The sequence below is a fragment of the Paenibacillus sp. EKM10P genome (assembly GCF_011800655.1).
Classification (GTDB): Bacteria; Bacillota; Bacilli; order Paenibacillales; family Paenibacillaceae; genus Paenibacillus; species Paenibacillus polymyxa.
This window is the reverse complement of sequence record NZ_JAALET010000005.1, coordinates 25,211-51,574: the sequence shown is the minus strand read 5'-3', so window position 1 is coordinate 51,574 and position 26,364 is coordinate 25,211. Positions and strand designations below refer to the sequence as shown.

Genomic DNA, 26,364 nt, shown 5'->3' with positions numbered 1-26,364 from the left:
TATAAAAAAATGCAGTTCTCCCTTTACAGAACCCTAATAAATTCCTATAATGAGGTTTATCTTCTTAATCACAACTTGTTCTATCGGAATTTAATCATTTAACTCGGGGGGATTATGTTGAAAAAGGGTATTATTTTACTTAGCAGTCTACTTCTGGCGAGCTCTACCTTGCTGGCAGCTTGCTCTAACGGTGGATCGGAAAGCAACAACAATACTACTGCCCAAAATAATGGGGACACACAGACAACTGCTACAGCGCAGCCATTAACAAGTCTGGTAAAGGCTTCTGATATGTCCAAATTGCCGGAAGTGTCCAAAAAAAGAAACGACACCATTATTGTAGGCCTGACTGACCCGGCCGGAGTATTCACGCCGTATTTTAACCAAAGCGGTTATGACGGCAACGTCATTTCGCAGTTATGGACTCCGCTGGTTACGGTAGATGAGAAGGGACTTCCGCTGCCCAATCTGGCGAAGAGCTGGGATATTTCCAAGGATAATTTAACATATACGTTTCATCTGGTTTCCAATACCCAATTCAGCGATGGCTCACCTTTGACAGCAGAGGATGTCGCTTTTACCTGGACGTTAATCTATGACAAAGCCTATCCGGGCGATAGCCAAATCCGAAAGCTGAACATTAAAGGCGGCAAAGCCTATACGGAAGGCAAGGCACAACAAATTGATGGAATTAAGGTAATAGATCCACAGACTATTTCTGTGACATTGGAAAAGCCAAACGCGCTGGCTCTGACTATTCTCGGTGAATATGTATTGTCCAAAGCTTACTACGGCAAGGATTATAAGTTCGGACAGCTGGATTATTTTAAAAATTTGCATGGTAGCCCACTGGGGAATGGGGCATATAAGTTGGAAAAATTCATTCCAGGGCAAGAAGTTCGTCTGGAGGCAAACGATCACTTTTTTAAAGGCAAACCGAAAACGAAACACTTCATATATAAAACAGCGGAAGGCGATGCTTGGCAATTCATCGAAACAGGGGATACCGATTTTGCTTCCTTTACCGCAACGCAAGAAAATATCGACAAGCTGAAAGGACTCGGCTTTTTGAATATTTTGCCTTATACACCGAGCACCTATGGATATTTGCAAGTCAATCTGGAAAATGAAAAGCTGAAGGATAAAAAGGTTCGTCAAGCGTTGACCTATGGATTGGATCGCAAAAGCATTTATGTTGACGCAGCACAGGGAGCAGGGGCGGTCGCCAACATTCCAGCTTCTCCTATATTCTGGTCATACACGACCGATGGAATCAATCCATACAACTATGACCCGGAGCAAGCGAAAAAGCTGCTGGATGAAGCGGGCTGGGTAGAAGGCAGTGATGGCATTCGTGAGAAAAACGGCCAGAAGCTAACCATTCACTTGCTGACCTCCAAACGTCCAGAAACAGACACCTTTATCGCGCTTGCGGCTGAAAACTATAAAGCGATTGGCGTTGACTTGCAACCGGAAATCTTTGCAGACTTTAATGCAATGGTCGCCAAAGTGGAAGGTAAAGATTATGATCTCGCCGCCTTCTCGACAGCCATGCTGACAGACCCATCTGATGGAATCGAGCCGTTCGTCAATGGTGAAATCAAGGGATATAACAATCCGAATCTCAAAGAGCTCTATGAAAAAGGTTTGGCTACGACGAATATGGAAGAGCGTAAGAAAATATATAAGGAATTATATGTACTGCTAAATGATGAACTACCCGTTATTTTCACCAACTACAAGAAGACCGTATATGCTTACAATGGTCGAATGGAACATGTAAAGGTCAGCCCATTCATTGGTTTGTCTGGTAATCTGTTCGAGTGGTCCCTCAAATAAGCCACCTTTGCGGGCCCCTTGTGAAGAACTTCAGGTTCGGATCAAGGGGTCTGCCAAATGGAGGACGCGTAATGAGTAGCCCGACCATGAATTGAAAGGAGTCTGTCATGAGCTCGTTTTTAACGAAAAGACTGACGTACATGATTATTATTTTGTTGGCCGCTTCGATGATGATTTTTTTTCTGTATGCCATGACACCGGGAGATTTCATTAGCGGTAATCTGAAGCTGTCGCCGGAGAGAAAAGCGGAGCTGAGGGAAATTTACGGGTTGAATAAGCCTATTCTTGAGCGCTACGGAAACTGGCTAGGCAATGCGCTGCATGGTAATTTCGGCTATTCGCTCGCTCAACAGAAACCGGTGCTAACCTTATTTAATGAATATATCTGGAATTCATTCTTGTTGGCCATTGTATCCACCTTCCTGACCTGGCTGATTGCAGTCATTATTGGTGTGGTTGCTGCTTACAAGCAGTATTCATGGTTCGATACGCTGGTCATGGTGGTGATTTTTGCCGCGATGTCTGTTCCCTCTTTTTTTATCGGACTGTATCTGATCAAAATTGCGGCGGTCGATCTGAAATGGCTGCCACCGGGCGGGATGCTCAATACGGGCAGTAACGCTACAGGCATGGAGTATGTGAAGGAGGTTCTCCAGCATATGACCTTGCCGGTGATCGTGATGACACTGCTGGGCTTGGGGTCGCTGACCCGTTACTTCCGCAGCAATATGATCGACGTGATCCAGCAGGATTATATCCGTACAGCTCGTGCAAAGGGCTTAAAGGAAAGAAAGGTGCTTTTTACACACGCATTGAGAAATGCACTATTGCCTGCCATTACGCTCGTTGGCTTTGAATTGCCTGCGCTGTTTGGCGGATCTCTGATTATCGAAAAGATTTTTAACTGGCCCGGGATCGGTCAGCTGTACATGCAGTCTTTTTCGCTTCGGGATTATCCGCTGCTGATGGGCTTTACGATGCTGATTGCCATATTGAGCGTGATCGGGACGCTGTTATCCGATATTTTGTATCGCATTGCTGACCCGCGTGTGAAAGTGTAAGAAGGAGGCTATGGAATGTCATCCGTGAGCAGTAATTTGAGCAAGAGCAACCGCAGACTGCGATTAAATGCCAAATCTTCAATGTGGCAGCAAGCGCTCCGGCAGCTGTTCAGAAACAAGCTTGCTATGGCTGGGCTGCTCGTCGTGGTATTTATGTTTTTGCTCTGTTTTATCGGTCCGTTATTTTCTCCTTATTCCGATAACAAAACGAACATATTAATAATGAACAAGGCGCCGAATATCCATCACTGGCTAGGAACAGACAAGCTGGGACGGGATGTGCTGACACGTGTGATGCAGGCAGGTCAAATTTCTCTTACTGTGGGTTTGGCTTCTATGGTGTTGTCTGTCTTTTTAGGAGCAACGCTGGGGGTTATATCCGCCTATTTTCGCGGAATTGCGGATCAAATCATTATGCGCATTGCCGATTTGCTGCTGACTATACCCAGTTTGCCATTGCTATTTATTATGGGTGCGCTGTTATCTGACTGGAAGGTTCCGCCTGATCAACGGATGTATATCGTCATGTTGATGCTGAGTCTGGTCAACTGGCCGGGGATTGCACGGATGGTGAGAGGTCAGATGCTTAGTTTGCGAGAACGTGAATTTATGCAGGCAGCGACGGTACTAGGACTATCGAATCGCCGAAAGCTTTTTAAGCATCTGCTGCCGAATATTTTGCCATTGTTGATCGTTATCGCTACATTGAACATTGGCGGAGCCATCCTGAGTGAATCTGTACTCAGCTTCTTTGGTCTTGGCGTGTTGCCCACGACACCGACTTGGGGCAATATGATTGATGCCGCCAACAATGTACTGGATTTTCAGCAACGACCTTGGTTGTGGATACCACCAGGCCTGTCTATTTTTGCAACAGTCATCGCTATTAATATTTTTGGTGACGGGCTGCGGGATGTACTCGACCCGAAACATAAGAGGTAGGTGATCATGCACCATGGACAATTTACTTTCCATTGAACATTTAAGCACTCATTTTTATACAGAAGAAGGAACGGTCAAAGCGGTGGATGATATCAGCTTTCGCGTGAAGCCGGGGGAGACGGTATGCATTGTCGGTGAATCGGGCTGCGGCAAAAGTATTACCGCCATGTCGATCATGGGCCTGATTCAGAGTCCCGGTGGTAAAGTGGCAGGTGGAAGTATCCGTTTTGAGGAAACCGATCTGCTAGAGCTTAGTAGAAATGAGATGCGCACGATTCGCGGACATGAAATCTCCATGATTTTTCAGGAGCCGATGTCTTCATTAAATCCGGTGATGACCATTGGTGAACAACTGTCTGAGCCACTGATTGAGCACTTAAAGATGGGCCGAAAGCAAGCTCGCAAGCGGGCGCTAGAGCTGATTGAACAGGTCGGCATATCCCGACCGGAGCAGATTTTAAAAAGCTACCCCCATGAACTGAGCGGAGGGATGCTGCAGCGAATTATGATTGCTATTGCTGTTTCTTGCGGACCCAAGCTGCTTATTGCGGATGAGCCGACCACGGCACTAGATGTAACAATTCAGGCACAGATTCTCGACATGCTGCGTGAATTTAAAGCCCAATCCAATATGTCGCTCATGCTAATCACTCATGATCTGGGTGTTGTTGCGGAGATGGCCGATTATGTAATCGTGATGTATGCGGGCAAGATCGTCGAGGAAGGCGAAGTGGTGCAGCTATTCAATCACCCCAAGCATCCCTATACACAGGGGTTGCTCAAGTCCAAACCGGTGCTTAATCAGCGCCAAAAGGAGCTGTATTCCATCCCCGGACAGGTACCTAATCCACTGGTGCTGACGACTTCCTGTTATTTTCATGACCGCTGCGGGCATTGCATGGACATTTGTCGTGTAAAGGAGCCTACATTAAAAGAAGTTTCAGCTCAGCAGAAAGCATCCTGCTGGTTGTATGAGGAGGCGGTTGTTTATGGCTGAACCGTTGTTGGAAATAGACCGTTTAAAAACATACTTCCCGGTGAAGTCCGGTTTTATGAATCGTACTACAGGGCACGTGCGGGCAGTAGACGATATAAGCTTTACGATCCGCCAGGGTGAAACCTTCGGTCTGGTGGGGGAATCGGGGAGCGGTAAAAGCACGGTGGGCCGCACAATTGTCAGATTGACGGATAAAACAGATGGTACCGTAAAATACAAAGGGGTGGATCTCCACAGCTTGTCGGCCAAAGGGATGCAGGAACTTCGTCCTAAAATTCAGCTGATCTTTCAAGACCCGTACAGCTCGCTGAATCCGCGTGTACGGATCGGAGATGCCATTGGTGAGGCGCTGCTCGACCACGGTATAGCTACCAAAGAGGAGGTCCGGCAGATCGTGCTGGACGTACTTAAGCTGTGCGGATTGTCGGAATATCATATCGACCGTTTCCCGCATGAATTTTCGGGAGGTCAGCGTCAACGGATTGGCATTGCCCGCGCGCTGGCGCTTCAACCGGATCTGATCATCGCTGATGAGCCGGTGTCGGCGCTGGATGTGTCCATACAGGCGCAGATTATTAACCTTTTTGCCAAATTGCAGGCCGAGCGGGGTCTGACATATTTGTTCATCTCCCACGATTTGAGCGTAGTTGAACATTTATGTTCTCGTATTGGCGTGATGTACCTAGGCTCTATGGTCGAAACAGCTTCGCGTGACGAGTTATTCGGCAATCCGCTGCATCCGTATACGAAGGCGTTGCTGTCGGCTGTGCCTATACCAGTGCCGAAGCTAAAAAGAGAACGTATTTTGCTCAAAGGGGATATTCCGAGTCCGGTGAATCCGCCTTCGGGCTGCAAGTTTCATACGCGCTGCCCCTTTGCAATCGACCGCTGTTCTCAAGAGATTCCATTCTATCGTGAAGCTCGCCCAGATCACTGGGTGGCTTGCCATTTGGCTGAATGAACGAAGTTAACTCAGCAAGTTTTGTGCCGTTGTCACGGCAGACCGTTCACCGCAATGAAACGGTTCTGCTAGAGCAACGGCTTTTTGCTGTATAGTGTTTTGAAATGTTTGAGTTGACAATCTACTTGAAGCAGAGGTATATTAAACATTAATCGTAATTATTACTATTAAAATGCAAAAGCATGTCCATATTTGTGCCCTTCCGTCCCGCGATCGCGATGGGGAACCTTTATGATTGGCATATATAACAAGGAGGAATTGTACATGGCCAAGAAATCGAAAGTCGTAAAAGAGAAGAAACGTCAGGAAATTGTAGCGAAATATGCGGATTTGAGACGTGAATTAAAAGCAAAAGGGGACTATGAAGCTTTGCAAAAGCTTCCTCGGGACTCATCCCCAACCCGCTTGAAAAACCGTTGCGAGCTGACAGGCAGACCGAGAGGATACCTGCGCAAATTCAAGCTGTCCAGAATTGCGTTCCGCGAGCTGGCCCATAAAGGCCAAATTCCAGGTATTACGAAATCTAGCTGGTAATTTAGAAACCGATTAATTATTTGTATGTTTATCTGATAGCAGGTTGTAACGAGAATGCTTCATGCCAGTAGGGTGGCGTGGAGCATTCTTTTTAGAAGGAATATATTATCATTTGTATTGATTCTCCTCAGCTGGTTAGGTAGAATATGGACGGGTTAAAAATAATACATAACAAGCGATTACATAATGTGGATATGTCAGATTATGTATACCTCAGGAGGAGTTACAAGATGGAAGTGAAACAGAGAGAGGACTCCTTTTGGAGTATGGTCAAAAAAGGAAATAAATCTTCAGGCTCGGCAGCGTTGGGTAATACCGGCATTGCCCTGATTAAGGGGATTGCTTTTGCCTTGACAGGCAGCGGCTCTATGTTTGCTACAATGATGCATTCCATAGCGGATGCAGTGAACCAAATGTTTGTATTTGCAGGCAGTGTATTGGCAGAGAAAAAACCTACGAAACGGTTTCCTACTGGCTTCGGACGGGTAATTAATCTTTTTTGTATGGTTGCCGTTATTGTCGTAACGATTATGGCCTACGAAACTGCATTGGAAGGAATTCATTTGCTACAGCATCCGGCTGAATCTGCACAAGGATTTTGGATTAATGTAGTGGTGCTGGTTTTGTCATTGGCGGTTGACGGATTTGTATGGAGCAAAGCGATGAAAGAAGTGCTGCATGAATCCAGAGTGGAAGCGAAGGGGCTAAGTATTTTTACCTCTGCCTTTCGTCATGTGGGACGTGCTGCGCCACCAACCCGTTTGGTGTTCTATGAGGATTTGGTTGCAACGACAGGTGGGGTACTCGCCCTGCTAGCTGTAGTGGTCACATCGCTGACAGATTTTAAGTTGCTGGACGGAATTTCGAGTATTCTCATCGGCTGTCTGATGGTCGGTGTAGCGTTCCGGGTCGGTTATGACAACATGGTGGGCTTGATTGGTGTATCAGCACCTCCCGATATCGAAGAACGTGTGGCTTCCATTATCCTGGCAGATACACATGTGACCGATATTTCTCAAATGCGTATTTTGCAGGAGGGGCGTTACTATCACGTCGAAGGGGTAATTGAGCTTACTTCGGGCATGACGCTGGCCGATGCTGATGATATCAAATTTAGAGTCGAGGATGCTCTGCTGCGTGATCCTAATATTTCAGATGCCGCATTGGGGATTCTAGAGGATGACGGGATTAGAAACTGGAAACAAGAGAAGCCTAAAGCTTAGAAAAATGGACCAAAGCGAACCTGGACGGAGCTTAAGAATGTAAATAAGAACCTTCATGACCACGACAACGTGGCGTGGAGGTTCTTTTATATTTTTCCAATTGTATTCCTACCCCTTTGAATTTAGGCTGATTGTTAGATACAATGAAAGCGTTAACAAAAAGAGGGTGAAACGAATGCTTCTCATGGGGAGGAAATGCGAATGAGTCTTCTGAAGGAGGCTTGGCCTGCTTCGCGGCTCGTCAACGCGCTGGCTGGCGGAGTGCAGGGTTCAGCAAGACAACGGTTATGGAGCAATTGGACCCAAAGGCTACGGGCAACTGTCGATAAACCGGCATTCGCCGAGCTTTGGAAGGACATCGAACGCATCTGCAATGATGTTCGGGAAGCGCCTTGGCCTGAACTACCATTGTCTCTGTTCCGGCAATTTGCTAATACAGGGGAGCGCAAGCCGTATGAGGATGTATACTTCGAACGGCGCGGACGACTAGTTGCTATCGTGCTGGCAGCTGTTGCCGATCCGGTGCCTCGGAAGATGAAAGAGGTGGAAAGCGGACTGCTGGACATATGCAGCGAGTACACTTGGGCGCTTCCTGCACATGTCAACGAAGAGGACACTGTAACACCGCCTTGGCAGCAGGTGGATTTATTCGCGTCCGAAACAGCGCAAATGCTGGTTGAAATTTTATTGCTGCTTGGAGAAAAGCTGGCTGATCACGTAGTCGTTCAGGTGCACAAAGAGGTTGAACACCGTGTACTGGAACCTGTTTTTTGGCAGCCTCATCATTATGATTGGGAAACGGCAGAGCATAACTGGTCGGCAGTATGCGCTTCGGGTTGCGGAATTGCTGCATTGCTGCTGGCAAAAGACGACTTTTCCAAAGCGGTAGCCATCGAGCGTATGCTGGGCGCACTGGATTGTTTTTTGGCAGGGTACAGAGAGGACGGGGGATGTCCCGAAGGCGTAGGTTATTGGGTGTATGGCTTTGGGTACTTTATATATTTTGCCGATATGCTACGTGAGTTTACCGAGGGAGCTGTGGATATTTTGAACTCGGAAAAGGTAAGGCAAATCGCAGCCTTCGCAGAACGGGTCCATTTGTCGGACGGTATTTTCGCTAATTATTCAGATAGTAGTGAAACTGAACGGTTACCTTCCGGACTCATCTCTCATGTGAATTATTTGCTAGGACGCCCATCTACACTTCCTTTTCGCGTACCTGGTTTGTTGGAAGATCCGTGTCGCCGCTGGGCTCATGTATTGCGTAACCTAGTCTGGACGAATCCCTTGGTGTATGGATGCGGTGAAGCCGAAATCGATTATTTGCCGCAACTCGGCTGGTTGATGTGCCGTAGCCTCAGTTCTAGTCATCATGGATCTGGGGGGCAGCAGGATCATTCAGATGCCGTACTTGCTTTTTCAGCCAAGGGTGGGCATAACAATGAGCCGCACAATCATAATGATCTTGGACATTTCATCCTCCATGGCGGCGGCGAAAATCTACTCTGTGATCTGGGAGCAGGCTTGTACACGAAAGCCTATTTTTCGCCCGGACGGGAGTCGATTATCAATATTTCCTCCAGCGGCCATTCCGTGCCTATCATCAATGGGACCACACAGAAATCCGGAGCAAAGGCAAGGGCGGTTGTGCTGGATGTTGCTATGGATGAGCAGGAGGGGGCACAGACAGTCACAAGCTTTAAGCTCGACTTGACATCTGCTTATGCTGTTGATGAAATGGCTGTTTTCACCCGTTCCTTTACCTGGAGTGTACTGGAGGGAAACGAGGGAGCAAGGCTTACTGTCACAGATCATTTTGAGTTTGAAACGTCTGATATGAACGTGAAGCCGTGGGATGTGGAGGAGCTTTTGATCAGCCGTATTCAGCCTAATACAGGAGCAGGCTTCGTGGAATGGAAGGGAACGAATGCAGTGGTTAGGCTAAATTATGATGCTGGCGCGCTGAGGCAGAGGCTGGAGGCCGTGAAGCATATAGATCATGACGGAGTGCCCTTTGTATTTTATAAGACATCGCTGCAACTGGATTCCAATCGCTGGAACGGGAACGGCTCAGCAAGTGTCGATTGCAATCTATTTTTTACCATACATCAATCTTCATGTTGAATGGGAGGCATACAGAATGAATAAGCTTCAAACAGGCAGCGTATACCCTTGGCAGACGGAACTGGAGAGATTTATAGAACAGGTGGAAAGCGCACCAAATCGAGAAAATGATGGATGGACACACGAACGTAAGCTGGCTGTGCTGGAAAAGCTGGTTCGTGCATATGCCTTGTATCAAGATGAAAACGGAGCTATCATTGACCCTCATTCTGAAAGTGAACGGTATTACTCCACTCCATCCTATGCGTTGGCTGCGGCTGTGCTGGTCAAAGAAGGCCGGCATGATTTACTTGAGTCTGCTGCTGCGGCCTTGACGCATAGCATAGCCTGTGTAGTCGAGGAAAAAGCGCCAGATCATCACCCGGACTTTTTTCCAATTATGATGATGGGGGCGTATCGTATCCTTAAAAATCTGCTGCCAGAGCAGGCCACGGCTTGGAAACAGCAATTGAGCAGGATTCAGCCTGAGCAGACTTACATTTTTACGATGAGCAAAATGAAAAATCCAAACCGGATGATCAACTGGAATGCGATCATGATTTCCGGCGAGTTTTTACGTGCCACTGAAGGGATTGCAGCCGATTCTGAGTGGATGGAGACGTATATCCGCAACTACCACTTACCTCGCTTTACCAGTTTGGGGCTGTACCAAGATGGTCCGCTGGATCGGCCCAATAGCCCATTCGCCTACGATATTGTCACACGGTTTCATCTGGGCGTGATGCTGGAGAACGGATATAATGGCGGCTGTGCTCTCGAAGTGCGTGACTACCTTCGCAGGGGAGCACTCAGCTCATTGCTGACTTTATCCCCGCATGGGGAAATTCCTCCGCGTGGAAGAAGCGCGCAACACCAATGGAACGAAGCGGCTGCGGCCTTTGTTTTTACAACACATGCGCAGCAGGCGTATACAGCAGGCGAGCATGGGCTTGCAGGTGCATTTCGGCGGGCAGCAGATCTATGCTGGCAATCCATTAGCCGATGGCAGACCGATGATGGCAAGCTGCATATCGTCCGCAACCATTATTCGTCTGAGGCACGCCATGGCTTTGAGGTGTACTCGAATCATACCTGCTACAGTCTGTGGACGGCAGCGGTGCTGGCCCATACCCTCCTACATGGGAAGGAGATTGATCGTATTCCTCCGACCTCTATCCCGGCGGAGATCGGCAGTCGGGTGTTGGCAACGGACGGCTGGTTTCAGACCGTCATTGCAGCTGTAGACGGGCAGCAAATGCTTGTTCAGACCTCAATCAACGATCCGTACAATATTCCGGGCATCGTACGTATTCAACGTTCTGCGCTGCCGTCTCTGATCGGCCCATCCTCAGCAGGACACGCAGATCGCGGCTTTACGGGTTTCGCGGAGGGAGATATTTTCCCGCTGAGCTATACACCAGCCTGGCAAACCGAAGACGGAAAGTGGCACAGCTTGTCAGAAGGAATCCCCGGTACATTGGAGTTCGATCGTGATGGAGGGATTGATCCGCAGGATGGCGGAGGAAACGTACAGATGGAGCGCAGCTCAGCGTCTGATGGAGAGACAGATTTCACTCTGCTGTGGGAAGGTCCATTCCCGGGGGTGAGGGAAATCCGAACGCATTATCGTCAGGTGCCCGGCAAAATTGAAGTGTCGTATGAGCTTCAGGGCAATATTCAGAATGTGGGAGCACTTATTCCATTGATGGCGTATGACGGTCGGGAACGAAGTGTGATTCATCATGTGATGGCAGCCGGGGAAGAAACCGAAAGCATTCGCGTAGAATACGCAGGCGCAAGTCTTGAAGTCATCCCCACGACGGAAGGAACAAACGTCGTATGGCCGGATGAATTGACTGCCGTAGCCTGCCGAAATGGTTTACTTAAGGGAGCGCGTCTAGAGTGTGGCGGCAGTCGCATTTCCTTTATCATTCGGTTACCTGAATAGATAGTTCGGGAGCCATAGTTATCTTCAATCATGTGGAAAGGGAGAGGGAAAAAGGAATGATAAAATCAGAAGCGTGGCTGGAGCAATCGTGGGAGCTGGCATTGGATAAAACGCTTGCCTTGGCGGCAAGACTGGGGGACGCCTTTCCACATGTTGCAGAGGGTGGACGTTATGATAATCGTGAGGAAGCGTGGTGGACAGCAGGCTTTTATCCGGGACTGCTATGGCTGGCCCATCGAGCACGTCCTGATTGGGAGTCTGCCAAAATTGCACAACGGTGTGAGGCCCGGTTGGAAAAAATACTCTACAATAGCGAAGCTGTAGACCATGATCTCGGTTTTATTTGGCTGCTCAGCGGTGTGGCCGCCCATCGGTTGACTGGAGATTCAGAGTCCAGAAGACGGGGGTTATTGGCTGCTAATTTGCTGGCTGCCCGTTTTAACGTAAATGGCCGCTTTATTCGCGCGTGGAACTTCCACTCGAAGGATATGGATACACGGGGTGTTGCGATTATAGACAGTATGATGAATTTACCCTTGCTCTATTGGGCCTCGGAGGAAAGTGGAGATCCACGCTTTGCGGCTCTCGCTGTCCAGCATGCAGATACCGTGGCACGTGAGTTCGTCCGTTCGGACGGCTCCATTGCGCATGTGGTTGAGTTCGATCCGGAGATTGGAAAAAAGGTCGCTGAGCATGGCGGACAGGGATTTGCTCCCGGTTCCGCCTGGGCACGTGGCACGTCTTGGGCTTTGTACGGTTTTACGCTTTCGTATGGATACACACGCGATCCGCGTTATTTAAAGGTGGCCGAGAACACGGCTGACTTTTTCCTGTCCCAGTTGGGCGATGCTTGTCTGCCAGTATGGGACTTTAGAGCAGTAGAAGGGCACTGCCAAGCATGGGATTCGTCGGCAGCGGCCATTGCCGCCAGTGGTTTGCTGGAACTGGCAAAATATTCGACACGTGCTGAGCCATTTACCAAAGCTGCAGAGTCCATCCTTCAGGGTTTGCATCAAACGTGTACGGCATGGGGCGAAGAACATGAGGGATTGCTGATGAACGGAACCGTACATTATCCTGAGCAAAAACACATCAATGTGCCCATCATCTACGGCGATTATTTCTTTGTCGAAGCATTGGCAAAGCTGCGTGGTGAGGAAGGTTTGTTTAGTGTGGAGGGCAAAAAATATAGTGAGTAAGATGGGCAGGAACAAGCTCATTCGAGCTGAGTTGTTGCTTGTCAAATCGATATAATAAATAGTGAGGCAGCGTATGTGTAAACTCATTTACACATACGCTGTTTTTTTATGCGTGAAAAGGCTGATTTTAATTCGATGCCAAAGTACTACGTGTAGGTAGATAAGAGACTGTAGCAGCGCTTATTTCGTGCCTAATCAGAGTAAAATCACGGTATATAAGCTCTTAAATCCTATAAAAATGTCCACTTTAATGCATGGAAATAGGTCTTTTCACTTGTATATAGCGTTTCTTCTTAAATTGACAAATTAGGGAAGTGAACCTATGATATCTCTTTGGGTAAAGGGATAAAATGGATTTTAACGAATGCAAAGGAGTTATGCATCATTATGACAGTAACAAGTGATAGTGTAAGAAAGATTTACGGAGGATTTTGGGTGAGAACGGCAGCGTTTGTGATTGATCTGATCATCCTTACTGCCATAATCCTTTCAATAGGGGGAGCAATTTACATCATCCCAGATATTTTGGGTATAAAGGAGACGGTGTTCATACAAATGCTGCTTTTGTGGTGGCCGCTAATCTTTTGGCTCATGGTGCCATGGCTGTACTGTGTATTATGGGAGTCGTCGAAGGTAAGAGCAACACCAGGTAAGCTTGTGTTCTCTTTAGTTGTTGTAGATAAGGAAGGAAAGCGTCTTGGATTCTTACATGCCTCAGGGCGTTACTGGATTAAAGCCATTTCTTTTGTGATTTTACGTCTTATTTACATTGTGGTCGCTTTTACTGCGAAAAAACAGGGAGTCCACGATCTTTGTGCCAGCACCTTAGTTGTAAATAAAAAAGAGTTGCAGCGACATGAACAGCAATCGTCCTTGCCTTCAGTTAGCTTCTAATATGATGAATTAAGGAAATCGCCGTTGCAGAAGATGGGACTATTATGTAATATAAAGTGAATGATAATGATTATCATTTTCTATGAAAATACATAACTTGGAGGATACATCATATGCAACATATAAAAATATCGCCTCGTTGCCCCGTGCTGACGAGTGTAATGCTCATTATAGCCATTGTACTTTCAGCTTGTAGCTCACAAGAAAATGGTGCCCAAACTTCCCTTACGGCAGGACAGGCTACAAACAGCACGGAGCAAAAGGAAACGGCATCTACAACGCCGACCACCCGGGAATATACAGACTTTCAAAAACGTAAAGTCACGATTCCGGTAAATCCGCAGAAAATTGTTTATGTAGGCAGTGATCCAGGGGATTTGCTTGCCTTGGGTGTACGACCAGCAGGTGCGAGTCTGAGTGTCATTCAGTCACAAATAGTGTACGCAGACCTTACCAAGGATATTATCGATATAGGCTACCCGGTGAATCTGGAAAAGCTGACGATGCTGAAACCAGACCTTATTCTTTTCGATAATTGGGATGTAAAGACGATTGACACGTTAGCTAAAATTGCACCTACCGTGGTTCTTAATTCCGAATTGGCAAATTTTGAACGTATGCAGGAGCTAGGTAAACTTCTTGGGAAAACTAAAGAGGCAGATCGGTTTAAAACCTTATATGACGAGAAGGCCAAACAAATGAAGGCCAAGCTGGATGTTGATATTAAGCCGGGAGAGACAGCAACAGTGCTGTTAGTTATGGGGGATAACCTGTATGTTATGGGACATCAGGGTATATCCGTGTCGTTGTATGATATGCTCGGTTTTATACCAGCTTCCAAGGTACAGACAGACTTGATTGATAAAAAAGAGCGCTTTGCTACCATTTCTAACGAGGTACTTCCTTCATTTATCGGGGATGAACTCTTTATTCTGTCGGATCAGAGTGAAGAAACAATTGCAACGACCAGAAACCTGATGAATAGTGAAGTGTGGAAAACGATTCCTGCCGTTCAGAATAAACGGGTTTATACGCTTGACAGCTCGTGGAATTTTGATGATGCCATTACGAGAGAACGATTGCTGGAACAAATTCCAGATTTGATGAAGCAAAAGTAAATAAGGAACCAGCCAGTGCCTGAAAGCATTTGCTGGTTCCTTTGTTTTTTCATTATGGCAGTGTTACGTCCTCACGAACGAACCCCTCGATGTCCTATCTTTTATAGAATTTCATGAAAAATAAAAAATGTAAGTTATTCTTACAGTTTACATGTTCTTTTTAGCTTGTTTTGCGTTATAATGAAAGGATGCACATTATGAACGAATTGGAGGCACAGCCCGATTGACTACTTACCCTTTTGCCTTTGATCCGTCCAAGCCGTTTATTGAGCAGGCAAGTGACTGGATTGCAGATGTATTTTATGAAGTTTTGCCTGAAGTCGGCTTTGAGGTTCGGGATGAACAAATTTATATGGCATTCCAGCTGGAACGTGCCTATAAGGAAAAAAAGACCATTTTTGCAGAAGCAGGTGTAGGCACTGGCAAAACGCTGGTATACCTGCTGTACGCTATTGCATATGCCAGATACATGAGAAAACCGGCGATTATCGCCTGTGCGGATGAATCATTGATTGAACAACTGGTGAAGCCAGAAGGAGATATCGCCAAGCTGGCACGGCACTTAAGCTTGACGATTGATGCTCGATTGGGGAAGTCACCGGATCAATATATTTGCCTGAACAAGCTGGATGAGGGGCGAAGCGGACTGGATGAGGACGCAGATGTTTTCCGCGATATTTATCAGGGTCTGCCTGATTTTGTTCATTTTCCAGATACGTTACAGTCCTTCACTCCATACGGGAACCGGAAAGAGTATCCCGAGCTAACAGATGGACAGTGGAGCAGACTGGGATGGGATGTATTTCAAGACTGTCTCGTTTGTCATCAGCGCCATCGTTGCGGACAGACGTTGTCTCGTGATCATTACCGCAAAGCGGCAGATCTGGTCATCTGCTCTCACGACTTTTACATGGAGCATGTATGGACCTACGAAGCGCGAAAGCGCGAGGGTCAGCTGCCGTTGCTGCCAGAGCACAGCTCTGTTGTTTTTGATGAAGGGCATTTGCTGGAGACAGCAGCACAAAATGCGCTTACTTACAAGCTTAAGCACACTCAATTTGAGTCTATTATTACCCGACTGCTAGAGGGGGAAGTGCGGGAATCTCTGGCTATGACGATCGAAGATGCAATCTCCCAAAGCGAGGCATTGTTCGCCGCGCTCAATAAGAACAGTCAGCCAGTACAGGGGTCTAATCGCAAGGAGTTTATCCTGAATGAATCGTTGATTCGGGAGGTGAACCGTTTTGGTGAACTGATCGGCACGATCGAGGAAGAGCTTGTGTTTGAAAGCGGGTTATTCTCTCTGGATGAGTATCAAGTCAAAATTGTAGAAGAACATTTGGAAATGATTCAAACTGCTTTGGCTTTGTTTAAGCGTCCTGAACTTCTCATCTCGTGGGTGACGGAGGACCAGGATGGATTAACGCTTGTGGTTATGCCGAAGATGGTAAAAGAGATTCTCAAAGAACGAGTATTTGCGCAGCATATTCCAATCGTATTCTCTTCGGCTACACTTTCCGTGGAGGGTTCATTTGACTATATGGCGCAGAGTCTGGGTATTGAAAACCCGTTAACGTTTTCCGTCGCTTCACCTTATGACTACAGTGATCAGATGCAAGCGGCATTGTACCCGTTGCAAGCGGGACATAATCCAATCCAGAGAGCGCTGACGCTACTGAAGAAATCGCAGGGAAGAGCGCTTATCCTGTTTCCTTCTCAGGAGGAACTGACTGCCTTCCAAAGGGGACTCGCTGCTTACCCAGAGGCATCTGCCTATCGTTTTCTGTATGAAGGTTCGGCTGAAATCAGCCATCTGATCTCCGCTTTTCAGAATGATGTGGAGAGTGTGTTGTGCGCTGTTACATTATGGGAAGGATTGGACATCCCTGGACCATCCCTGTCACATGTTATCATCTGGTCGCTGCCATTTCCTCCGAACGATCCGGTTTTTACGGCTTTGCGCAAGGATGCAGCAGATCCGTTCAATGAGATAGATATGCCTCACATGGCACTTAGGCTCCGACAGGGCATAGGGCGTTTAATCCGCTCGCGTAATGATCAGGGCTGGATCTCGATCATGGGTCACGATTTGAATCGTCCAGAAGTACGCACACAAGTTGAACAACTACTGCCTGCGGGCGTAGAATGCACCGTAATTGAAGGAAAACCGGAGGGAATAAAAACATGTTGAATTTTACAGCATATACAGTAGATCAAATTAAAGATGCTTTTGGTATTTTGAGTGGACAGCGTTATGAATTTATCATTGAGATAGAGGTAGAGGAAGACGACGAGCTATACACTGAAAACGGAATATATATCCGTGCTCTTTATTTAGTAGACGAAGGAAAGACAGGACTACTGAAGTATGAATTGTTTGAAAAAGCAACGGATCGTTACATCGAGCTTGAACTTGAAGAGGATGAGCTGCAAGCAGTTGAAAACTTCTGTAAAGAACATGTACAGGATGGAGCAGTAAATTAACAGTAAGGGCACATAGCTAGCACAGCTATATATTGCAACCTATAATGAGAATATTAAGGAGCCTTGGCAATGACCAGGCTCCTTTTTTCTATGACCAGTGAAGTGAACCTACGTGCTCTAACGCAGTCTGTCCCACATATTCACCATAAATAGCATAATACCCGCTGCCAGTAAGACCCATCCTATGACGCTCCACACTCCAGCCTCTACAATCGCGTAATTTTTACCTATAATCGCCAATATCAACACTGGCAGACTGATGTTATGTATCCAAAAATGGATACGTGCCAAAATCGTAACTGAAAGTGCAGGAAAGGCCACATAGATTAGACCTATGATCCCAAGAGTCGTCCAACCCAGTAAATGGATATGGGACTGAATAGGGGACAGGCTATAATCACCCGACACGCCAATGATTGCACTAAGCAGCGCACCGAGGGCAAAATATACGGCAGCTATCTTTAAGCATTGCTTACCCATAGATAGCATCCTCCTATGTTAGAAAAGGGAATTTTGAGAGATTATTCTCCATCATATCGAGGCAGGATATCAAGGGTGTGGGTGTTGTGACTGGTCCATTTGACAAAAGCTTCAAATACACATAAAATCTTATTGCATAAATACTTACCGCATTACTATGTTTTTGGAGAAGATAGCGAATTTCTCCGACAATGGGCGCTAATTTTTGACCGTTGGTTTATTTTGGATTCGCCATTAAAAGGAGCTTGAAATTATGAATGTATATCGCAATACCCTTGAACTCATCGGGCGCACGCCATTAGTGGAGCTGAATAGCTATTCTCTACCCAGAGGAATTCGCCTGTTCGCCAAGCTGGAGTTTATGAATCCCGGCGGCAGCGTGAAGGACCGGGTGGGAAAGGCTCTAATTGAAAAAGCATTAAAGACAGGCCAGTTGAAGCCGGGCGGGACTTTAATAGAAGCAACAGCAGGCAATGCAGGTATTGGTCTTGCGATGGCCGCGCTTCATTATGATATCTCGGTTATTTTTGCTGTGCCAGAGAAGTTCAGCCAGGAGAAGCAGGACCTGATGAAGGCATTGGGAGCACGGATCGTTCATACCCCGACAAGTGAGGGGATGAAGGGAGCCATTGAAAAGACAAAGCAATTGGCTGCTGAAATCAAAGACGCATACTTGCCACAGCAATTTAGCAATCCTGATAATCCAGAGGCTTATTATACGACAATGGGACCTGAAATTTGGAACGATCTGGACGGTAAAGTGGACGTATTTGTGGCAGGAGCAGGCTCGGGGGGCACATTTATGGGAACCTCGCGTTATCTTAAGGAGCAGAATGCAGCCATTAAAACGGTCATCGTAGAGCCTGAAGGGTCCATTCTGAATGGTGGCGAGTCAGGCCCTCATAAAACAGAAGGGATCGGCATGGAATTAATCCCTGAGTTTGTGGACAAAGGCTTTTTTAATGCCATTCATACCATTAGCGATGTGGACGCATTCAACCGCGTCAAGGAACTGGCGGAACGTGAGGGTATTCTCGTCGGCAGTTCCTCCGGTTCAGCCCTGCACGCTGCTTTACTGGAAGCAGAGAGCGCACCGGATGGTGCACATATTGTCACCATTTTCCCAGATAGCAGTGAACGTTATCTGAGTAAAAAAATATATGAAGGCGGGATTTAAAATGAGACGCAAAACAAAACTGATTCACGGTGGACTCCCTACCGATCCTCATACTGGTGCGGTTAACGTTCCTATTTATCAGGTAAGTACTTATGAGCAAGAGGAAATCGGCGTTCATAAGGGATACGAATATTCGCGTACAGGCAACCCGACCCGGTTTGCACTGGAAGAGCTGATCAAGGAACTGGAGGAAGGCAAACGTGGTTTTGCTTTCGGTTCCGGTATGGCAGCGATTCATGCAGTATTTTCCTTGTTTAAAGCAGGGGATCATATTTTGTTGACCGATGATGTATACGGGGGCACTTATCGTATTGTAAGCAAGGTGCTTAGTCGGATCGGGATTGAGTCCACATTTGTGGATACAACTGATCTGGAGGCTATTTCCCAAGCAATCCGTCCCAATACGAAGGCATTGTATGTCGAAACACCAACCAACCCGCTGTTGAAAGTTACTGATATCCGCGCGGTTTCAGAGCTGGTGAAAAAGCATGAGCTTTTATTGATTGTGGACAATACATTTGCTACCCCTTACTGGCAGACGCCAATTACACTCGGGGCTGATATCGTCGTTCACTCGGCAACCAAATATTTGGGTGGACACAGCGATGTTGTAGCCGGTTTGGCTGTAGTCAACAGTGAAGAGCTGGGCGAGCAGCTTCATTTTCTACAAAACGCCATTGGCGGTATTCTCGGCCCGCAGGATTCCTGGTTATTGATCCGCGGTATCAAAACCTTGGGTCTGCGTATGGAAGCAATCGAGAAAAATGCAAAGGAAATTGCAGCCTTTTTGGAAAAGCATCCGAAGGTTAGTAAGGTGTACTACCCTGGGTTGGAAAGCCATGCACAGCACGAGCTGTCCAAAACTCAAGCTGAAGGCTTTGGCGGCATCATTTCGTTTGATGTAGGTAGCGATGCCAACGCGGTTGCCCTCCTGAAAAAAGTGCAGTATTTTACACTGGCTGAGAGCCTGGGAGCGGTTGAAAGTCTGATTAGCGTTCCGGCACGTATGACGCATGCCTCCATTCCCGCAGAACGTCGCGCAGAGCTAGGTATTACCGAGGGCTTGGTACGGATTTCGGTTGGGATTGAAGATCTGGAGGATTTGATCGAAGACTTGCAATCAGCATTGTAAGAAAATAAGCATAATGATCCAGAGAGGTGGCAGAAGCTGCCTCTTTTTTTGTTGTGAGAATAGCTTCTTTTTTGGAAAGCACAAAGGAGTACATAGAGGTGACAACGAATAGTTTTATATAGTTCATTTGAAGGTTAAACCGAATATAACGCGGCTACGTCTCTGAGGAAACAAAAACCTGGAGGGGGAATGTTATGAGGTTCACACATCTGGAAAAGGCAACTACTGTGCTGTTGGATCATCCGGTACGTCTGGCGTCTGCTTATGCAGTCGGTCCAGTCGAGCTTCCGGAAAATTGTGGTGTGGGCAGGGAATGGTCTAGTCATTTTACGCATGAGGAATGGAATTTGGAAAAGGCTTGTAGTGAAGATGGAATTGAGCTTTCAGCAGGGGGAAGGGCAGCATGCCGGTTATTGACCGAGCTTGATCCCCGGACCTCTGAACTGAATCTAGGTGTTTTTCCGCCTTTGGCTGAACAAGAAAGACTTTTGCTGGTTTCAAATCTACGTTGTATGACAGCACAGGAAGTGATTTTCAGACCGTTTGAAGGAACTGGACAAATTTGGATAGATGGAACATTGGTATATGCAGAATCTGGACCCTTTCGCTTATATCTGGAGGAAGGTGACCACACGGTCGTTATCATTGCTGCGTTTATTCCTGATGAGGCTCGTTCTATTCGTATCAGTGGAAATCAGGTATGCGATGAACCAGATGTGATAGAACTGCATCGTGAATTCGTAGAGCGTAATATACGTAATCATATGGCTTGGTTAGAAGTTGAGCAAAGTGCTGGCAGGGAAGGAGAAAACAGCCCGATCCTATTTTACTTGCTGCGTAAGGATCGGATACTTCTTCCCTCAGATCAAACGTTATGGGTCGAGGTAACGAATGATGAGGGTATGAAGCTGGATCGGTTTACAGCCCATTGGGAGCAGGAGCAAAGCTACGCCTGGGATGAGGAGAAGGCCAGGAAGACGGGAATGCTGCACTTCACCGTTACATATCGGGATCATGAGGCCGTAGAACATCATTTTGTGTATTCGGTACTTGTGCGGCCTTTGTCAGTCGTCGTGGAGTGCTTACAGGAAGAGTATGATCATCTCATTCAAGCCTGCGCCAAAGATGTTCTTCATTCTGCGCAGAAAATACAAATAGAGGGCCTGCTTGAGGAATTAAAAAGATTAACGGATTTGCCGGAAGATCCTTTTGAAATCTGGGATTCACGGGTGGTGCGTGAATATATCAAGCTATTAAAACAAATTTTTATGCATGGACATACCGAACAGTCACAGCACCCATCGGTGCTCCAGAAAGAACATATTTTTTTGACGGCTGACGGCATTGGCGAAGGTTTTTTTGTCTCCCGTTTGGACAATAGTTTACAACGGTATACAATCCAGCTTCCCAGCAACTACACGGCTGAGCGACGGTATCCTCTGATCGTTCTAATGCCTGGCAAGCGATATGAGCTGGGGCTACCAGATTTTCAGAATAGAGGTTTTGGGCAGGGCTGGGAAGACGAAGCTATATTTGTTACTTTTTCGTGTCGTGGCGTTACGCTGGGCAGTTATATTGGAGAAGCAGCTTTTTTGGAGGGACTAGATGTCATACTGCAAGCGTACCGAGTGGACGAAGAACGTATCTATCTAACGGGGTATTCGAACGGCGCATATGCTGCCTGGGCGATGGCACAGGCTTATCCTTCTCGGTTTGCAGCTATTGCAGTAATCTCAGGGGCACCACATCCCAAGCATCTGAAAAATTTGATCAATATGCCAATATTAGATGTATGTGGTGACCAGGATTATTTATTTGCCCAAGCATACACAGCTCCTGTAACAGAGCTTTCATCGAACCATTTTAAAGGTGTGATAGAGCGGCAGTCTAATCATTGGGATACGCATGAGTTAAGACTTTTGGACGGCATACTGGGTTGGCTTATGCAATGGAAAAGAGATGTTGTGCCTCAGCGTATTGCCTATCGGACGGAACGGGGCAGACATAATCGGGCTTACTGGCTGGAACTGACGCGCATGGATGAAAACGAGGAATATGCGGAGTTGTATGGCGAAATGAGCTCCACTGGTGAATTGGATATTGAGGCTGTTCACGCAGAAGAATTTGTGATTCATCTCTCGCAAGAGGACATGTCCTTGGAACTCGCTCAGGTTCGTATTGGAGCCCGCATTTTCATGTTGGATTTACGAGAATACAGCCGCTTTCGCTTTGTTAAAACACACTCGCACAAACGCCCCTCACCCGAATACCGTTTGATTGCTGAACGGGAGGGAGGGAGCAGTGAAGACTCCACCAAAAATGCGGATGCAGCTAAGAGTATTGCGGGTTTGCAAAGCGTGGGAAGAAATGGTGCTAGTCACGGTATGGGTGTACTTGACGTTTATATGGATCGACTTCACATTGTCCTTCCATCCAGCTATGCTACACCGGAGGAGGAGCAGGCGGTGAGACGGACGGCGAACGCCTTGGCTAGCCCACGAACAGCGACTTGGAATCCGTACATTGGTGTTCATTATCCTGTGGTCTCTTCTAAAGATATTTCAGAGAAAGAGATGGCTGATAGCAACGTGATTTGTATCACTTCAGGCTTGTCCAGACATGAGCTGCTTCAGAAGTATCAAGCTCATCTTCAAATTGCATGTACCGAGGACGGGTATGCATGGGGTGACGATTTTACGGCAGGCGATTACTGTTTGTCATATATTCAGCCTAGTCCATGGTCTGCAACCCAGCAGATGCTTGTCGTAGCGACCAATTCACCCCGTCTGCTGGGTAAAAACCTTTTTATGCGCAGACTGATTATGCCCGGATATTTTAATGGTCTACACCCGTATTTGAATAAAGAGATTATTGTGTATGATAGCAAGGGAGTACGAGCATTTAACTTTACTTCCATTAGGCATGCTCAGCATAAGCTACAAGGCCAATGAAAGATTCAAGTGTGTTATCATAATCCATATTAAAAAACCGTCTGGAGGCATATTGGCCGATTCTGACGGTTTTTTTACTGCTTCATTGCAGTGATTTATTGATTGGGATACGTCATATATAAAAGGGCATTATGGCAGTCAGCTTTTATACTGCTCCATCAGGTACATGATCTTCACTTCATCGGCCAAATCTCCAAAGGGTTCTAACGGATTCTCCTGAATGATATGATATAAACGTTGGATTCGTTCCTTTGGTAGCTTCCGAACATATCTGGAGATGAAAGCGGCATGGGTGACTACGTAGCGTTTTTTACGGACTGCTGCGCTGGCTACGCGAACGAGAATATCTTCTCCCCCGGCCATTTCCAAAATACGACGCTCATAAAAAACCACATATCGGAATGTCCGATCCTTAATCAGCTCACGATTGAGTCTGGCAACCTCTCCAATGTATCTGACCATAAGGGGTTCAAAGCTTTTGATCAGAAGAGGATCGAGCGTTAATTCCATATCTTTGCGGAGAACAAAAGATTGCAGCAAAGCGACCTGCTGGAGCCTTATCCGATCATTGTGAATGAGTACGGCAATCTCGCGTAGCATTTCATAGCAGACACGCTCACTAAGCTGCCGCAGGGCAACTGCGTTCTTATGATTCACGCCCAATCCTTCCTGGATCTGTCCTATACGGCCTCTGAATAGGCGTATAAGCTGCCTACGCTGTTCATAAAGAACAATGCGGTGCTGTAGAAGGACCAAGGGCACGAGGAGAAACGCACCGACGATACCGCACAGTAGCATTTGCTGTGACGAGTGAGCGAAAAAGATAGAAGCACCCAGCAACGCAATGCCGACAGCAAGGTCTTTATGAAAATAACGTTTGGCTCTGAGTTTAGCATATTGCTCTACAGGAACCAGCGTATCCCGACCACATGCTGTACATTTCTCTTCCCAAAGGGCGGTGAATTGTCCGCAACGCTTGCAGACTCTCAGCTTTTGGAAGGCATGCTCTGTGCGGGTAAAGGGGCGAAATTGCACAGCCTGCTTGGAACTATTCATTGTGCTCACTTCTCCGATTCAGCAGCGCAAGAAGCTCGGTGTCGATTTGTGCAATCGACGGGGCGCGTTTTTTATGTATATAGTAAATTAGTGATTTAATGGCGACAAAAAGAAACATAATCGCCAAACATCCGTATGAGATCATAGTGTACTTCCTCTTTCTGCTTAGATTTTTATTTTACTGTTTTACATGAGTGGGTTTCGCTAGGGTTATTTTTGTCGTATAAAGGAGAAGACTGGTGCCCGATTGCCCTTGTTGGGGTATAATTATATCATTACTGCAGGATATTGGTAAAATCTCGCGATATAATAGGCTTTTTGGTCGCATTCAGGCCGTTCGGGCAGGATTTTCAGCTAGCGCTCATGTAAAACTCATTATAATTTAATAGTAGTGGAGTACAACTGTAATTTAGAATGAGAATTAATCGGCAAAGGGGTACAAGCGATGTTTAGTAGAGACAGAAAATGGTTTTTGGTCATCGGAATCATATGTACAATGATCATGACTTCGATTTCGGCCTGGCAGCCACAGACGGCGAATGCCGCTTCACCCTCAGCTTCTAAAGTGGATGCGGTGTTGGTAGTCGATGTAAGTAATTCGATGAACACCAGTGATCCTGGGAAGATTGGCAATGAAGCCATGAAAATGTTTATTGATATGTTGTCAACGCAAAATGACAAGGTTGGGATTGTAGCGTATACGGATGTCGTACAACGCGAGAAAGCCTTGCTTAATATTTCATCCGAAGCGGATAAGCAGGAACTGAAGACATTTATTGACGGGCTGAACCGGGGAGCGTATACTGACACCTCCGTAGGTGTCAAGGAAGCGATCCGTATTTTGCAGGATGGCAAAACAGCCGGACATGCGCCTATGATCGTTATGTTAGCTGATGGTAACAACGATTTTAATAAGACGACAGGTCGAACTGAAAGCCAATCCACTCAGGATATGGCGCAGGCTGTAGCCGAGGCTAAAAAAAGCGGTGTGCCGATCTATACCATCGGTTTGAATGCAGATGGAAAGCTAAATAAGAATAAACTCGCCGACATCGCGCAGCAAACGGGCGGCAAGTCCTTTATTACAAGCTCGGCGGACGATCTGCCGAATATTTTGAGTGAAATTTTCGCCAGCAATCTGAAATTGAAAGTGGTGCCTTTGCAGTCCATTACGGCCAACGGCGACTATCAGGACGTTACGGTAACCGTACCAAACGATAGCGTGCTGGAAGCCAATATTTCAATTATTTCCTCGAAACCAGTGGACGCGAGATTAATAGACCCGTCGGGCAATACGAAGCCGATCCCTTCGAGCGATGTACTGCTGTCCAAGTCCAAAAGCTACTCGCTGATTAAATTGCTCAAGCCTGTAGCTGGCGACTGGAAGCTTCAAGTCAAGGGAGTGCAGCAGGATAAGATTGATATTAATCTGGTATTTAACTATGATTTGGAGTTGAAGCTGGACGCGCCGCCTGCCAAATCATACAAAAAAGGTGACACGGTACAGATTCGTTCCTATCTGACGAGCAATAACCAGCACTATCAGGATCAGGAATTGTATGCGAATATGAATGCTGTCCTGAAGGTCAACGACCTTGATACGGGTACAACGAATGAAGTGCCCCTAACTAACGCAGGGGATGCTTTTACCGGCTCTTATACGATTCCAGATGAGCATGACTATGAACTAACCGTCAGAGCAGAGGAGAAGAGCTTTTACCGTGAAACGCAGCCTATAACCATCAGCGCCAAAGCTGGGGCGGCGAGTGGTACGAATACTGGCACAACCCAGCCTGCGACACCTGCTGAAAAGTCTAAGCTGCTGCCACTCATTCTTTTAGGGGTGGGACTGCTCGTTCTGCTGGTAGCGGCATATTTCATCTGGAAGGCTGTCAAAAAAGCTAATCGTGGCTTTGTCGGCCAGATCGTACTGGAAATCCGGGATGAAAATACCGGCGAAAAGACATACCCACAGTATAAGAAGCTGAACACCTTCCGGGGCAAATTCAATTTACACCAGTTGCTGCAACTGGCGCCGGAATTTGCCGGAACCGATAAGGTCGTGTTCACGCCAGCGAATCAGGATCGGATCGTGGTGCGTAGCACTCCGGAGATTACGATTGAAAAATCCGGGCGTGCTGTAGACACAGGCAACGGTCTTGAACTGAAAAACGGTGATCGTCTGACGATCCCGCTGGCTAGTGTGGACAAAACCATTTTACTGGAGTTTATTTCAGTAAACAGCTAAACGAACCCTTAGGAGGT

21 protein-coding genes are annotated in these 26,364 nt (G+C 46.8%); 18 read left to right on the top strand and 3 right to left on the bottom strand.

The features are described 5' to 3' along the window. Positions 1-114 precede the first annotated feature (114 nt). The 14 genes from HFE01_RS14750 to HFE01_RS14685 all read left to right on the top strand — a co-directional run bounded on the left by HFE01_RS14750 (position 115) and on the right by HFE01_RS14685 (position 17,303). The gene (locus HFE01_RS14750; RefSeq protein WP_167438425.1) at positions 115-1,839 is read left to right on the top strand and encodes an ABC transporter substrate-binding protein; all 1,725 of its coding nucleotides are present in this window, start codon (positions 115-117) and stop codon (positions 1,837-1,839) included. A 107-nt stretch (positions 1,840-1,946) separates the two neighbouring features. Then, positions 1,947-2,900, top strand: a complete 954-nt coding sequence (locus HFE01_RS14745; protein ID WP_090886983.1) for an ABC transporter permease — start codon at positions 1,947-1,949, stop codon at positions 2,898-2,900. 15 nt (positions 2,901-2,915) lie between these two features. Beyond that, positions 2,916-3,842 carry an oligopeptide ABC transporter permease gene (opp4C, locus tag HFE01_RS14740; protein ID WP_107734166.1) on the top strand — a complete coding sequence of 309 codons (927 nt, stop codon included), beginning with the start codon at positions 2,916-2,918 and terminating at the stop codon, positions 3,840-3,842. Positions 3,843-3,855: 13 nt separating this feature from the next. After that, positions 3,856-4,839 carry an ABC transporter ATP-binding protein gene (locus HFE01_RS14735; RefSeq protein ID WP_167438424.1) on the top strand — a complete coding sequence of 328 codons (984 nt, stop codon included), beginning with the start codon at positions 3,856-3,858 and terminating at the stop codon, positions 4,837-4,839. After that, positions 4,832-5,800 carry an ABC transporter ATP-binding protein gene (locus HFE01_RS14730; RefSeq protein ID WP_016821122.1) on the top strand — a complete coding sequence of 323 codons (969 nt, stop codon included), beginning with the start codon at positions 4,832-4,834 and terminating at the stop codon, positions 5,798-5,800. The genes HFE01_RS14735 and HFE01_RS14730 overlap by 8 nt, the downstream gene beginning before the upstream one ends. A gap of 264 nt (positions 5,801-6,064) precedes the next feature. Then, on the top strand, positions 6,065-6,334 hold the full coding sequence (gene rpsN, locus HFE01_RS14725) for a 30S ribosomal protein S14 (RefSeq protein ID WP_016821123.1): 270 nt from the start codon (positions 6,065-6,067) through the stop codon (positions 6,332-6,334). A 230-nt stretch (positions 6,335-6,564) separates the two neighbouring features. Beyond that, a complete protein-coding gene (locus HFE01_RS14720; RefSeq protein ID WP_016821124.1) occupies positions 6,565-7,557 on the top strand; it encodes a cation diffusion facilitator family transporter in 993 nt (330 codons plus the stop codon). A gap of 201 nt (positions 7,558-7,758) precedes the next feature. Continuing rightward, positions 7,759-9,681 carry a heparinase II/III domain-containing protein gene (locus HFE01_RS14715; protein WP_167438423.1) on the top strand — a complete coding sequence of 641 codons (1,923 nt, stop codon included), beginning with the start codon at positions 7,759-7,761 and terminating at the stop codon, positions 9,679-9,681. Positions 9,682-9,697: 16 nt separating this feature from the next. Continuing rightward, on the top strand, positions 9,698-11,608 hold the full coding sequence (locus tag HFE01_RS14710) for a glycosyl hydrolase (protein WP_167438422.1): 1,911 nt from the start codon (positions 9,698-9,700) through the stop codon (positions 11,606-11,608). A gap of 56 nt (positions 11,609-11,664) precedes the next feature. Beyond that, positions 11,665-12,807 (top strand): glycoside hydrolase family 88 protein, encoded by a 1,143-nt coding sequence (locus HFE01_RS14705; RefSeq protein WP_167438421.1) that lies wholly within the window; start codon positions 11,665-11,667, stop codon positions 12,805-12,807. A gap of 387 nt (positions 12,808-13,194) precedes the next feature. Then, positions 13,195-13,701, top strand: a complete 507-nt coding sequence (locus tag HFE01_RS14700) for an RDD family protein (protein ID WP_243208197.1) — start codon at positions 13,195-13,197, stop codon at positions 13,699-13,701. Positions 13,702-13,814: 113 nt separating this feature from the next. Next, complete coding sequence (locus HFE01_RS14695) at positions 13,815-14,819, top strand: ABC transporter substrate-binding protein (protein ID WP_167438420.1); 1,005 nt, start codon at positions 13,815-13,817, stop codon at positions 14,817-14,819. Positions 14,820-15,042: 223 nt separating this feature from the next. Continuing rightward, positions 15,043-17,010 (top strand): ATP-dependent DNA helicase, encoded by a 1,968-nt coding sequence (locus tag HFE01_RS14690; protein WP_025364739.1) that lies wholly within the window; start codon positions 15,043-15,045, stop codon positions 17,008-17,010. After that, positions 17,004-17,303 (top strand): DUF6509 family protein, encoded by a 300-nt coding sequence (locus tag HFE01_RS14685; protein WP_019687094.1) that lies wholly within the window; start codon positions 17,004-17,006, stop codon positions 17,301-17,303. The genes HFE01_RS14690 and HFE01_RS14685 overlap by 7 nt, the downstream gene beginning before the upstream one ends. A gap of 117 nt (positions 17,304-17,420) precedes the next feature. Here the strand turns inward: HFE01_RS14685 and HFE01_RS14680 are convergent, their stop codons facing one another. Next, positions 17,421-17,783 (bottom strand): hypothetical protein, encoded by a 363-nt coding sequence (locus HFE01_RS14680; RefSeq protein WP_090886962.1) that lies wholly within the window; start codon positions 17,781-17,783, stop codon positions 17,421-17,423. A 253-nt stretch (positions 17,784-18,036) separates the two neighbouring features. Here HFE01_RS14680 and HFE01_RS14675 point away from each other — a divergent pair, with 253 nt between their 5' ends. The 3 genes from HFE01_RS14675 to HFE01_RS14665 all read left to right on the top strand — a co-directional run bounded on the left by HFE01_RS14675 (position 18,037) and on the right by HFE01_RS14665 (position 23,043). Beyond that, complete coding sequence (locus HFE01_RS14675; protein ID WP_016821132.1) at positions 18,037-18,960, top strand: PLP-dependent cysteine synthase family protein; 924 nt, start codon at positions 18,037-18,039, stop codon at positions 18,958-18,960. A gap of 1 nt (position 18,961) precedes the next feature. Continuing rightward, positions 18,962-20,092 carry a bifunctional cystathionine gamma-lyase/homocysteine desulfhydrase gene (locus HFE01_RS14670; protein ID WP_016821133.1) on the top strand — a complete coding sequence of 377 codons (1,131 nt, stop codon included), beginning with the start codon at positions 18,962-18,964 and terminating at the stop codon, positions 20,090-20,092. 194 nt (positions 20,093-20,286) lie between these two features. Next, the gene (locus tag HFE01_RS14665; RefSeq protein WP_167438419.1) at positions 20,287-23,043 is read left to right on the top strand and encodes a PHB depolymerase family esterase; all 2,757 of its coding nucleotides are present in this window, start codon (positions 20,287-20,289) and stop codon (positions 23,041-23,043) included. A 138-nt stretch (positions 23,044-23,181) separates the two neighbouring features. On the opposite strand, the gene HFE01_RS14660 is transcribed toward HFE01_RS14665, so the two are convergent. Together HFE01_RS14660 and HFE01_RS27630 are read right to left on the bottom strand one after the other, a co-directional pair. Continuing rightward, positions 23,182-24,099 carry a hypothetical protein gene (locus HFE01_RS14660; protein ID WP_107734156.1) on the bottom strand — a complete coding sequence of 306 codons (918 nt, stop codon included), beginning with the start codon at positions 24,097-24,099 and terminating at the stop codon, positions 23,182-23,184. Then, the gene (locus HFE01_RS27630; RefSeq protein WP_279288082.1) at positions 24,092-24,226 is read right to left on the bottom strand and encodes a hypothetical protein; all 135 of its coding nucleotides are present in this window, start codon (positions 24,224-24,226) and stop codon (positions 24,092-24,094) included. Before HFE01_RS27630 ends, HFE01_RS14660 begins: the two co-directional genes overlap by 8 nt. 318 nt (positions 24,227-24,544) lie before the next feature. Here HFE01_RS27630 and HFE01_RS14655 point away from each other — a divergent pair, with 318 nt between their 5' ends. Then, complete coding sequence (locus HFE01_RS14655; RefSeq protein ID WP_107734155.1) at positions 24,545-26,347, top strand: vWA domain-containing protein; 1,803 nt, start codon at positions 24,545-24,547, stop codon at positions 26,345-26,347. The last annotated feature ends 17 nt before the right edge of the window (positions 26,348-26,364 follow it).

Coding starts and splice junctions, on each gene's coding strand:
- HFE01_RS14750 (WP_167438425.1), top strand. CDS start 115: ATGTTGAAAAAGGGTATTATTTTACTTAGCAGTCTACTTCTGGCGAGC.
- HFE01_RS14745 (WP_090886983.1), top strand. CDS start 1,947: ATGAGCTCGTTTTTAACGAAAAGACTGACGTACATGATTATTATTTTG.
- opp4C (WP_107734166.1), top strand. CDS start 2,916: ATGTCATCCGTGAGCAGTAATTTGAGCAAGAGCAACCGCAGACTGCGA.
- HFE01_RS14735 (WP_167438424.1), top strand. CDS start 3,856: ATGGACAATTTACTTTCCATTGAACATTTAAGCACTCATTTTTATACA.
- HFE01_RS14730 (WP_016821122.1), top strand. CDS start 4,832: ATGGCTGAACCGTTGTTGGAAATAGACCGTTTAAAAACATACTTCCCG.
- rpsN (WP_016821123.1), top strand. CDS start 6,065: ATGGCCAAGAAATCGAAAGTCGTAAAAGAGAAGAAACGTCAGGAAATT.
- HFE01_RS14720 (WP_016821124.1), top strand. CDS start 6,565: ATGGAAGTGAAACAGAGAGAGGACTCCTTTTGGAGTATGGTCAAAAAA.
- HFE01_RS14715 (WP_167438423.1), top strand. CDS start 7,759: ATGAGTCTTCTGAAGGAGGCTTGGCCTGCTTCGCGGCTCGTCAACGCG.
- HFE01_RS14710 (WP_167438422.1), top strand. CDS start 9,698: ATGAATAAGCTTCAAACAGGCAGCGTATACCCTTGGCAGACGGAACTG.
- HFE01_RS14705 (WP_167438421.1), top strand. CDS start 11,665: ATGATAAAATCAGAAGCGTGGCTGGAGCAATCGTGGGAGCTGGCATTG.
- HFE01_RS14700 (WP_243208197.1), top strand. CDS start 13,195: ATGACAGTAACAAGTGATAGTGTAAGAAAGATTTACGGAGGATTTTGG.
- HFE01_RS14695 (WP_167438420.1), top strand. CDS start 13,815: ATGCAACATATAAAAATATCGCCTCGTTGCCCCGTGCTGACGAGTGTA.
- HFE01_RS14685 (WP_019687094.1), top strand. CDS start 17,004: ATGTTGAATTTTACAGCATATACAGTAGATCAAATTAAAGATGCTTTT.
- HFE01_RS14680 (WP_090886962.1), bottom strand. CDS start 17,783: ATGGGTAAGCAATGCTTAAAGATAGCTGCCGTATATTTTGCCCTCGGT.
- HFE01_RS14675 (WP_016821132.1), top strand. CDS start 18,037: ATGAATGTATATCGCAATACCCTTGAACTCATCGGGCGCACGCCATTA.
- HFE01_RS14670 (WP_016821133.1), top strand. CDS start 18,962: ATGAGACGCAAAACAAAACTGATTCACGGTGGACTCCCTACCGATCCT.
- HFE01_RS14665 (WP_167438419.1), top strand. CDS start 20,287: ATGAGGTTCACACATCTGGAAAAGGCAACTACTGTGCTGTTGGATCAT.
- HFE01_RS14660 (WP_107734156.1), bottom strand. CDS start 24,099: ATGAATAGTTCCAAGCAGGCTGTGCAATTTCGCCCCTTTACCCGCACA.
- HFE01_RS14655 (WP_107734155.1), top strand. CDS start 24,545: ATGTTTAGTAGAGACAGAAAATGGTTTTTGGTCATCGGAATCATATGT.